This is a genomic window from Novipirellula caenicola, from assembly GCF_039545035.1.
GTDB lineage: Bacteria > Planctomycetota > Planctomycetia > Pirellulales > Pirellulaceae > Novipirellula > Novipirellula caenicola.
Genome location: NZ_BAABRO010000002.1, coordinates 345,172 through 356,081 on the forward strand (window position 1 = coordinate 345,172; position 10,910 = coordinate 356,081).

The window sequence follows — 10,910 nt, forward strand, 5'->3', positions numbered from 1 at the left end:
GGTTGGATTGGCGGATCGAGAGAATCGGGGGCGCTGAGAATGGAGCGTTCGACATTGGCGGTACCAGCTTGGAAAGCTGGCCGACAATGTGGCGACGAAACTTTTGACAAGTTCCGCTACGGAGAGCATTGTCGCTCGGCTTTCTAAGCCGATTGCGGGCGGCGTGATTGGATTTTTGAAACGCGAGAATCGGGGGCACTGAGAATTGCGAGTTCGACGCCGGCGGTACCAGCTTGGAAAGCTGGTCGACAATCTGGTGCCGAAACTTTTGACAAGTTTCGCTACGGGGAGCATTGTCGCTCGGCTTTCCAAGCCGATTGCGGGCGGCGTGGGTATATCGTTGGAGCGAGAAAATCGGGTGCACTGAGAATGGAGCGTTCGACGGTGGCGGTACCAGCTTGGAAAGCTGGCCGACAATGTGGCGACGAAACTTTTGACAAGTTCCGCTACGGAGAGCATGACATCGAGATTGCGTGCTTCACCTCCCCGGAACTTGTTTTGGGGAGGTTAGAGCGAGTGGAGCAAGCTCACCGGTGGGGCCTCGGTGTGTTAGAGAGAGAAGGTTCAATCTAGCTGCCACGGTGCCCTCCCCGGAAAACTCGCTGGGGGCTCGTTTTCCGACCCTCCCCGCTGCGCTGGGCGGGTGAATTCGGCGGAAGGATTGAAAAAGTTAAATTGAAGATTGTAAATTGAAAAATGAAGGTGTGCACCATTGTCGCTCGGCTTTCCAAGCCGATGGCGTGGGGCGTGGTTGGATTGTTGGAGCGAGAGAATCGGGTGCACTGAGAATTGCGAGTTCGACGCTGGCGGTTCCAGCTTGGAAAGCTGGCCGACAATGGGGTGACGAAACTTTTGGCAAGTTTCGCTACGGGGGCATGACATCGAGATTGCGTGTTCACCTCCCCGAAACTTGTTTTGGGGAGGTCAGAGCGAGCGGAGCAAGCTCTGGGGGGCCTCGGGGTGTTGCAAATAGACGGCTCAATCTAGCCGCCACGGTGCCCTCCCCGGAAAACTCGCTGGGGGCTCGTTTTCCGACCCTCCCCGCTGCGCCGGGCGGGTGACATCGTTAACGGTTCCAGCTTGGAAAGCTGGCCGACATTGACGGCCGAAACTTTTGACAAGTTTCGCTACGGGGGAACGTGCTATTGGGCGTTGAGGTTCCAGTCGTATTCCAGGTAGCCGACCGTGGTTGTGTTTTGCAGCGCCGCATCGCGAGCCTCTTCGGTTGGCAACCAGGGAGCGATTCGCTGCAATGCTGCCACTTGGTTCTTGCCAAAATCTTCGCTAAACCAACTCAGGATTGCCGATAGCTCCATCTCGCCTCGATCGGCATCGTATTGAAAGTTTTGGGTGCGGGCAAAGAAATCTTTTGTATTGAGTTCCAATTGCTGTTGGACTCGATCGGCAACGTACGCTTCGTTTAGCAGTCGCGGACAGCCCATCGAGGCACACACGATGGCAAAATGAATGCGTGGCTCATCCATCTTTCGCAGCACTTCATGTTCGATTTGCTCGAGCGAGTACGGTTTTCCTCCGACGTACAACTGCAGATCTTTCCACAAGTTGTACCCCCACAATTTGGCCGTGTGGTTGCGAATACTGGTCGTCGGATACTCGCGTAAGATCCCGTGGACGGTCAATGCGTTGTAGGCATTGATCCAAAACGCCAAGGTTGCATCCTTTGACGCGGGAGTGGTCACGCCGGCAACCGACAATTGTTTCAAGTACCGGTTCAGCATCTGCACGTCATTACCGGACGCCTTGAGTGCTTTGTAATTCACCATGCCGTTGCCATCGACGTACTTGCGAAGCAACAAGTTCCAGTGAGAGTGATCGATGCGATCCATCGACAAGTGCGATGAAACCTGGGTTCCAACGTAGATCGGCGAAGCGGCATACCCCTTCAACCCACCGATCAGGGTGACGAATAATGCGACGGCAAGCGTTTTGGCGTGTGGATGGACCATGAGGTTTCCTTTGTCGTCCGTGAATAAAAACAGAGAGTTGCGGTGTTTATACACACCGCAGACGAAAACAGGACCGTTGCCTTACAAAATTTTTTGCGAGTTTTCGTTCGCCGCAAGCGAATCACCGCCTTCTGGCGAAGGCAGCTACGAGAAAATGCTTCACGGCGTTCGCCTAAGCGGCTAATCGTCCGTGGATTCCTAAAGCCACCTGGTCCTTGGTAGCATTTGCATTCACGCGGCCTTCTTCGTTCCTCGCACAAGACCCTTTCATGGAACCATTGCTACTGGTGTCGGCGTTTGTGGTACTGGCTTACGCGATGATCTCAGCCGTGATCCCCAAAACACTGTTGACCGCCCCGCTCTGCTTTGTCGCCGCCGGAGTCTTACTGTCGGAGATCTTGACATCGTCGGTGGAACTGGATCTGGCAAAACTGATCGAAAAGGTGGCCGAACTGACGCTGGTGATCTTGTTGTTTACCGATGCGTCGCGGATCGACGCGCGTGTGTTGACTCGCGAGCTTGGATACCCCGTTCGCTTGCTCGGCATTGGCATGCCGTTGACGATTGCGTTGGGTACGCTTGCCGCCTGGTGGATTTTCCCTGAGTTGACGGTGTGGGAGGGGGCGTTGTTGGCTGCGATTTTAGCTCCGACCGATGCGGCACTCGGCCAAGCCGTCGTCAGCAGTTCTCGCGTACCGCAACGAATTCGCCAGGCGTTGAATGTCGAAAGCGGGCTGAACGATGGGATTGCCGTCCCCATAGTGTTGTTGTTTGCATCTCTGGCGGCCAACACCCCGGCATCCGATTCGGTCACTCACTGGGTTTTCTTTTGGGCGAAACAGGTAACGCTAGGCCCTGTGGTGGGAGTGGCAGTGGGAGCGATCGGAGGCAAGTTGCTCGATTTTGCTGCGGCGAAAGGCTGGGTCATGGACACGTTCATGCAACTATCCGGAATCGCCCTGGCAATCTTGGCATGGAGTATCGCGACCGTCGTGGATGGCAATGCGTTTATCGCAGCGTTTACCGCAGGGCTCGCAATCGCATCGATGACGCAATCGGTCAAGCCGGTGATTCAAGATTTTGCTGACACCGAAGGACAACTGCTTTCGCTTGTCACCTTCATGCTGTTCGGTGCCGTCTTGGTCGTGCCCGCGTTTCAATCGGCGGGATGGAGCGATTGGCTATATGCGATTCTTAGCTTGACGGCGATTCGGATGATCCCCGTCGCGATCTCGTTGATCGGAACCAAGGTGCATCCATCAACGGTGCTGTTTATGGGCTGGTTTGGACCACGAGGGTTGGCGTCAGTAATCTTTGCCTTGTTAGTCACCAGCAAAAATTCGTTTCCTCATGGCGAGTCGCTGTTCAACGTGGCAATTTTGACTGCGACCTGCAGCGTCGTGGTTCACGGAATGACCTCGCTGCCTGGCGCCGCATTGTACAGCCGAATCATTCAAGCCGAAGCGCATCAGGAACGATTCGAGCACCACGAGGTAACCGAACATCCGCTGCGACATCGTGTAGCGTGAGTCGAATGCAGGCAGTGAGAGAGTCGGGCCGGCGCCCAATGCCATCTACTTTGGGTAGCGTTTTGCGGCGTGGGGCTCCGTCCGTTGCGGCCAGTAAAACGTTCGATTTTGACCGGGCGGCTCGCGCCGCGCCGCTACCAAAACCACATGTTTAGTGCGAAAGTAGACGGCATTGGGCCAGCACCGCAGGAAAATGAGTGGTCGAGATTCCGCTGCGGGGAAGGGCAGGGGGGCTATTTGGCGATCGCGCCTTGACAGCCCGATCCGGCACCGGCAGTGCAGCCGAAACAATGTTGGCCGACAATGATCTGGCGTTTGGAAAGTGCGTCGTAGTCAAAGTCTTGGATGTGAGTCGGGTTGCCGTTGTCGACTTGCAAATCCAACATCTGATTGAAATCGCAATCGAACAACCGACCATCCCAGCCGACCGAAAGTGTATTGCGGCACATCAAGCCGTCAATCGACGCGGGGTTGTAGGCGTCAACAAGCTTCTGCATGTAGGTGTCAAACTCGTTCGTTTGTACCAGGTATTCCAAATAACGACTGACGGGCATGTTCGTAATCGTGAACAAACGGTTGAACTGAATTCCAAAGCGAGCGTCGAGCTCTTTTCGGTAGGCCGACTCGAGTGATTGCTGGTCGGGCGGCAAACTTGCTCCGACCGGGTTATAGACCAACGTCAGCATCAGCCCGCTGCCGGGGTGCCCATAGCCAAGATCGTTGAGTCGTTTTAGTGCTTGGACTGACTTCGAGAACGCTCCGTCGCCACGCTGCGCATCGGTGTTTTCTTCGAGATAACAGGGCAGCGAGGCGACAATTTCGACTTGATGCTCTGCCAAGAATCCGGGCAGGTCTTCAAACCCTTTGGCCAACAGGATGGTCAAGTTGCAGCGATCGATCACGTGCCGGCCGAGCGATCTTGCATGTCGGACAAAGTACTTGAAATTTGGATTCATTTCCGGCGCACCGCCGGTCAAATCGAGGGTTCCGATTTGAGGATGATCTCGCAAAGCGGCGATACACGCATCGACCGTTTCGCGAGTCATGTTTTCGCGACGATCCGGGCCGGCATCGACATGACAATGGCTGCAAGTCATGTTGCAAAGCTTTCCGATATTGACTTGCAAGATATCGATGCGATCACTGGCGAGCCGCTCGACTCCGGATTCACTGAGCTTCGCTGCGAATTTTTCGGTACCACGCGGCGGCATCAGCACAACCAATTGCTCCGAAGGGTTGGCCAGGGGGTTACCACGATGTTGCAGCGATGTTTTGGGTAGCGGCATGAGCAGTCAACGAACTTTTATAAACGACGAAAAATAATCAGTGTGGCAGCGGCATCCGAACACGCTACCGACTCTCTGTTGTGACAACGACGCCGTGACGAGTGATTCCTTACATCCAAAATTCGAAATACAGCGAATTCTTTGACGGAGAGCGAAAAGGGCCGCTCATTTATCTTTCTTGTAAGGTGTTGGCGATCACGGCGTCCCCCTTTGTAGCGGACATTGGCCTTTGTAGTTGACATTGGCACGGACCGCACTGCGATCAAACTCGTACGCTACAACTATCAGAATAGGTCAAACGCATGTCGACGAATAGCGAACTTATCAACAAACCCACTTCCACCAAAAGCAAATCATCAATGTCATCGACACTGATTCAACTGCAACCCTACGACGAGCACAACCAGTCGCTCGAAGCCCACGTTCATCCGCCTGGTTGGGTCAATCCGAAACCGAGCGGCGAATACCACTTGGTGGTCGTCGGCGCAGGGACCGCAGGACTGGTGACCGCCGCGGGTGCTGCGGGCTTGGGGACTCGCGTCGCACTCGTCGAACGAGAATTGATGGGGGGCGATTGCTTGAATGTCGGCTGCGTGCCGTCGAAGGGGATCATCCGTGCGGCGCGAGCGGCCGCGTCGGTTCGTGATGCCGAACCCTACGGCGTGCATGTTCCGCAGGGCGTCGAGGTGGATTTCGGAATGGCGATGCAGCGGATGCGGCGGTTGCGGTCGAAGATCAGCCCCAATGATTCAGCGAAGCGATTTTCAGAGATGGGCATCGATGTCTTTTTTGGCAAAGGTTCGTTCGTCAACGACAGCACGCTCCGTGTGACGCGTGAGGACGGATCGGCGAGTGAGTTGAAATTCAAAAAGGCGGTGATCGCCTCAGGGGCTCGTGCGTCGGCGCCGCCGATCCCGGGACTCGATACGGTGTCGTATCTGACGAACGAAAATTTGTTTTCGCTGACGGAATTACCTCAACGCTTTGGCATCGTTGGCAGTGGCCCGATCGGAAGCGAGATGGCTCAAACGTTCGCTCGCTTGGGCAGCGAGGTGTTTTTGTTTGAACGGGGACCTCACCTGCTTCCTCGCGAGGATTCCGATGCAGCCGCAGTGGTGCAAAACCATTTTGAACATGATGGCATCAATCTGTTCTTGGACGCTGTCGATATGAAACTCAGGCCGGAAGCCGATGGCGGCATTCGGGTTCAGGTCACGCAAAAGGGCGAAGCCAAAGAGGTGGTCGTCGATCAATTGTTGGTTGCAGTGGGACGTGCGCCGAATACCGAGGGACTGAATTTGGAAGCGGTTGGTGTCCGATATGACGAAACGGGAGTCGAGGTGAACGATCATCTGCAAACGACCAACCCTCGCATCTACGCCGCTGGCGACATTTGCTCGATATACAAGTTTACGCACGCGGCGGATTTTCAAGCCAGAATCGTGATTCAAAACGCGTTGTTCGCGGTCGGGCCATTTGGAAAAAAGAAGGCGAGTGACTTGGTCATTCCTTGGGCCACCTACACGTCGCCCGAGGTGGCACATGTCGGGATGTACGAAAAGGACGCGGCCGAGGCGGGGATTGAAATCGATACCTATGTTCAGCCGCTCCGCGACGTCGACCGCGCTATCTTGGAGGGCCACGACGACGGATTTGTGAAGGTGTTGACCAAGAAAGGAACCGACAAGATTGTCGGCGCGACAATCGTCGCGGAGAATGCGGGAGACATGATTTCTGAAATCACGTTGGCGATGACGGCGGGAATCGGGCTGTCCAAAATCGGATCCGCAATTCACCCGTATCCAACGCAGGCCGAGGCGATTCGGAAACTAGGGGACCAATTCAGCCGTACACGATTGACGCCTTGGAGTAAAAAAATGCTCGCGATGCTGCTTCGATGGAATGTCGGCAACTAGAAGGAATGCGGCAAGATCGTCATGGGACGATACGGTCGCCCTCGGCCTGTGCTGCCACGACACAACGCAAAGCCGCCGCGAAAATATTTTCCCTTTTTTCTCGACGGGCCCCAGAAATTCATCACCATCGCTTACATCCGAGCAGATATACTTCAAGACGTTCCGAGCAAGAAGAGAGCACTGTTGCGGATCGTCCCTGTTGCTGATCGTCGTTGCTCACGGTTAGTAGACCGTTTAATGGTTGCGATGTCGCGTTAACGGCATCGTTCGCCGTGTATCAACGACAAAGATGTCCACTCTGCGAAGCCGACATTGCCACGACGCTCCAACAACGTCCCAGCGTGCAATGCCATCAACTTCGACCCGGCGTGGTTGCTGAAGAGATGGGGTGGATCGAGACGGCGATGATGGATGTGCGAATATGACACAGGACGCGTGATCTGTGGGCAAAAATTCCTTCGCCTGCTCACGTCGATCCGACGTCAACGGCGTCCGCATTGATAGCGCGAGCAAACCGGAACGGGTGATCAAACGGGGCCTTTATTTAGCTTTTGCTAACTCAAATGAATGGCACATCGATTGCACTTATCGAAGGCATGCAAACTGTCATGAGGGGATGAGCTGATGTCTACCAACTATTTGCGAGCGGTCGAATTTTTCGGCGGACCGATCGACGGGCACATCGATGGGGTGGCGGTCCCAATGAAGCCCTTTGTTGCCATCAAAACGACCGCAGCAGACCAACCAGTGAGTTCGCTGAGGTTGTTAAGGCGTTTGCTGCGATTGCCGGAGCATCATCCCCCGGCCGTGTTGGCGATCTACGAGATGCAAACCCGTGATTCGGGAACGGGCTATTATTACTTGCGTTCGGTCGTCGCAACGGACTGTGACCTCAATCCGATCATTGTGGACGCGATGGTCCAGCGATCCGATTTGACACTCGGTCCGCTGACGCTGACCGATCTGAAATAGGTTGCTGAAGGATTTGTGATCACTCGGGAATATCTTCTGCTGGGATTGACCTCCTCTAAAACCGCTGTCGGCTAGTGCCGCGAGCTTGATCTATAAGTTGCGAAGGTTCTTTTCGTTGGATGTGGTGACCTTTGCTGCGACGGTCAATCGCTCGGGCACGCTAACGGCTTGGAAAGCCGTGCGACAATAGCCCTGCCAGCCGAGTCACTATTGTCGGCCAGCTTTCCAAGCTGGAACCGCCAATATCGAACGCCCCATTCTCAGCGCACCCAAGCTCTCGTTCCGGCACTCTACTCACGACGCGCGCTAACGGCTTGGAAAGCCGTGCGACAATGGACCTGCAAGCGTAGTCACTATTGTCGGCCAGCTTTCCAAGCTGGAACCGCCGACATCGAACACCCATTCTCAGCGCACTCAACCTCTCGTTCCGGCACTCTACCCAAGACGCACGCTAACGGCTTGGAAAGCCGTGCGACAATGATGCGCACCCTCATTTTTCAATTTGACTTTTTCAATCTTTTCGCACCCCTGTCACCCTCCCGGCGAAGACAGGAGGGTCGGAAAACGAGCCCAATGCGAGTTTTCCGGGGAGGGCAACGTGGCAGCTAGATTGAGCCGTCTATCTCTAACACCCCGAGGCCCCACCGGTGAGCTTGCTCCGCTCGCTCTGACCTCCCCAAAACAAGTTTCGGGGAGGTGAAGCACGCAATCTCGATGTCATGCCCCCATAGCGAAACTCGCCAAGAGTTTCGGCACCACATTGTCGGCCAGCTTTCCAAGCTGGAACCGGCAATATCGAACGCCCCATTCCCAGCGCCCCAACCGCTCGTTCCGGCACTCTACCCACGACGCACGCTAACGGCTTGGAAAGCCGTGCGACAATGGCCCTGCCAGCGGAGTCACCATTGTCGGCCAGCTTTCCAAGCTGGAACCGCCAATATCGAACGCCTCATTCTCAGCGCACCCAACCGCTCGTTCCGGCACTCTATCCACGACGTCCGCTAACGGCTTGGAAAGCCGTGCGACAATGGCCCCGCCAGCGGAATCACCATTGTCGGCCAGCTTTCCAAGCTGGAACCGCCAACATCGAACGCCCCATTCACAGCGCACCCAACCTCTCGTTCCGGCACTCTACCCACGACGCACGCTAACGGCTTGGAAAGCCGTGCGACAATGGCGAAGACAACAATCACGTTGTCGGGCGACATTGGCATCGAATTGCTCGACACTCACTTGCGGTGGATCCTGTATAACAAAGCTAGGCTCTCATGCTTGGCGAACAGGGCCAGGGAGAGATCGCTCTGGCCCCTCGCGGTAGCGTCTCCAAGCCACTGCAATTTACGAATCAATTTGTTTGGCGATCACTTGATCCGTTCGCGTTTGCATTCCAACATCATGCTCCCCACCGATGCACCTGCGTGTGCCGTTACCTCTCGAGAAAAATCATGAAACGCAAATGGCCTTATTTTCTTGCCAACGACCCGCTGACTCCCAATACCGACTTGAAAGTGTTGGACAAGTATTCGGGTGAAGTTGCCGCCGAGGTGGCACTAGCGAATGCGGATGCGATCGACCGTGGCATTGCCGGCTGTGTCGAAGCCGCCGGACCGCTGGCGGCGATGCGTCCCTATGAACGTCAAGCCATCTTGAATCACTGTGTCAAACGATTCCAAGAGCGGTCCGATGAGTTGGCGATGTCGTTGTGCATCGAAGCAGGCAAACCGATCCGGGACGCGCGTGGCGAAGTCACACGCCTGATCGACACGTTTCGAATTGCGGCCGAGGAATCGGTACGGCTCGGCGGCGAGGTGATGAATCTGGAAATTTCGGCTCGTGCCGCGGGCTATCGTGGGATGTGGAAACGCGTTCCGATTGGGCCATGTTCCTTCATCAGCCCATTTAACTTTCCATTGAATTTGGCCGCTCACAAGGTCGCCCCTGCATTGGCGGTGGGATGTCCGTTTGTTTTGAAACCGGCCAGCCGCACACCGCTTGGGGCGTTGATCATCGGCGAGGTTCTCGCCGAAACGGATCTGCCCAAAGGCACGTTTTCGATCCTACCTTGTTCGCGTGACGGAGCCGATTTGTTCACGACCGATGACCGTTTGAAAATGCTCAGCTTCACTGGTTCACCGGAGGTGGGTTGGGCATTGAAATCGAAGGCGGGCAAAAAGAAGGTCGTATTGGAACTTGGTGGCAATGCCGCCTGTGTCGTCGACCGCGACGCGGATTTAGAAGACGCCGTCAAACGAATTGTGTTTGGTGCGTTCTACCAATCGGGACAAAGCTGCATTGGGGTCCAGCGGATCATTGTCCATGAAGCGATCTTTGATTCACTGCGTGATTCGCTGGTAACCGCCACCAAGGCTCTGGTCGCTGGCGACCCTAAAGCCGAAGAGACGTTCATTGGTCCGATGATCTCCGAAGCGGAAGCGGAGCGGCTGCAGCAGTGGATCGACGAAGCGGTCGCAGCGGGTGGAAAATTGTTGTGCGGAGGCAAACGCGACGGAGCGATGTTGGACGCCACGCTACTGGAAAACGTGCCTGCCGATCAGACGATTTGCAGCGAAGAGGCATTCGGCCCCGTGGCTGTGCTGAGCCGGTTTAGTGATTTCAGCGACGCGCTTGCCGAGGTGAACGACAGCAGGTTCGGGTTGCAAGCGGGCGTCTTTACTCGCGATCTGTACAAGGCCCATCAAGCCTGGGACACGCTGGACGTGGGCGGCGTGGTCATCGGCGATGTGCCGTCGTGGCGAGTCGACAACATGCCCTACGGCGGCGTGAAAGACAGCGGACTGGGCCGCGAAGGAATCGTGTTTGCGATGGAAGACATGACCGAAATTCGCAATTTGGTCATCCGCACTCCTTCATAAACCGCATTGATTGATGTCTCCCACGGTGGCGGTGCGCCGACGACTCGGCTTGAGCGGGCTGTGGATTGAATCAAAATGGGATTTGCCTTGCCGCGCCGTGGACCGTAACGCTTTGCTCAATCAAGTTGGGTCGCGTCTGCGGCGTAAGCCGTCCAAATGCAAAGAGTCAAACGTTCGACATTTACCGCGCCGCTCCGTTAAAAATCACCGTACTAGGCACTGTCTGAGAACGCATCCGAGGCAGAAACTTGGTAGCGGAACTCGTGAAGCATTTCGATTTCCCTATGGGTGATGCCATGCTGGTGAAAGCCGTTGACGGCTTGTTGATTTAGTCGTACGACGGACTTCCTAGTCCGTCGAATACATG

Annotated in this window: 6 protein-coding genes; 4 read left to right on the forward strand and 2 right to left on the reverse strand. The window is 55.5% G+C overall.

Annotation, left to right across the window (positions count from 1 at the left end):
- Window positions 1–1,142: 1,142 nt before the first annotated feature.
- On the reverse strand, window positions 1,143–1,967 hold the full coding sequence (locus tag ABEA92_RS05300; RefSeq protein ID WP_345682762.1) for a DUF547 domain-containing protein: 825 nt from the start codon (window positions 1,965–1,967) through the stop codon (window positions 1,143–1,145).
- A gap of 269 nt (window positions 1,968–2,236) precedes the next feature.
- Here ABEA92_RS05300 and ABEA92_RS05305 point away from each other — a divergent pair, with 269 nt between their 5' ends.
- Window positions 2,237–3,496: a cation:proton antiporter gene (locus ABEA92_RS05305; RefSeq protein WP_345682763.1), complete on the forward strand. Its 1,260-nt coding sequence runs from the start codon at window positions 2,237–2,239 to the stop codon at window positions 3,494–3,496.
- 233 nt (window positions 3,497–3,729) lie between these two features.
- Here the strand turns inward: ABEA92_RS05305 and arsS are convergent, their stop codons facing one another.
- A complete protein-coding gene (arsS, locus tag ABEA92_RS05310) occupies window positions 3,730–4,782 on the reverse strand; it encodes an arsenosugar biosynthesis radical SAM (seleno)protein ArsS (RefSeq protein WP_345682764.1) in 1,053 nt (350 codons plus the stop codon).
- Between the two features lie 359 nt (window positions 4,783–5,141).
- Between arsS and ABEA92_RS05315 the strand changes: the two genes are divergently transcribed.
- From ABEA92_RS05315 to ABEA92_RS05325, 3 genes are all read left to right on the forward strand, one after another.
- On the forward strand, window positions 5,142–6,698 hold the full coding sequence (locus ABEA92_RS05315) for a mercuric reductase (protein ID WP_345682765.1): 1,557 nt from the start codon (window positions 5,142–5,144) through the stop codon (window positions 6,696–6,698).
- A gap of 624 nt (window positions 6,699–7,322) precedes the next feature.
- Window positions 7,323–7,670 (forward strand): hypothetical protein, encoded by a 348-nt coding sequence (locus tag ABEA92_RS05320; protein WP_345682766.1) that lies wholly within the window; start codon window positions 7,323–7,325, stop codon window positions 7,668–7,670.
- A gap of 1,445 nt (window positions 7,671–9,115) precedes the next feature.
- Window positions 9,116–10,543, forward strand: a complete 1,428-nt coding sequence (locus tag ABEA92_RS05325; RefSeq protein WP_345682767.1) for an aldehyde dehydrogenase family protein — start codon at window positions 9,116–9,118, stop codon at window positions 10,541–10,543.
- Window positions 10,544–10,910: the final 367 nt, after the last annotated feature.

What these genes read in the sequence shown, in the direction of transcription:
- ABEA92_RS05325 (WP_345682767.1), top strand. Translation starts at nt 9,116, where the DNA reads ATGAAACGCAAATGGCCTTATTTTCTTGCCAACGACCCGCTGACTCCC.
- ABEA92_RS05315 (WP_345682765.1), top strand. Translation starts at nt 5,142, where the DNA reads ATGTCATCGACACTGATTCAACTGCAACCCTACGACGAGCACAACCAG.
- ABEA92_RS05320 (WP_345682766.1), top strand. Translation starts at nt 7,323, where the DNA reads ATGTCTACCAACTATTTGCGAGCGGTCGAATTTTTCGGCGGACCGATC.
- arsS (WP_345682764.1), bottom strand. Translation starts at nt 4,782, where the DNA reads ATGCCGCTACCCAAAACATCGCTGCAACATCGTGGTAACCCCCTGGCC.
- ABEA92_RS05305 (WP_345682763.1), top strand. Translation starts at nt 2,237, where the DNA reads ATGGAACCATTGCTACTGGTGTCGGCGTTTGTGGTACTGGCTTACGCG.
- ABEA92_RS05300 (WP_345682762.1), bottom strand. Translation starts at nt 1,967, where the DNA reads ATGGTCCATCCACACGCCAAAACGCTTGCCGTCGCATTATTCGTCACC.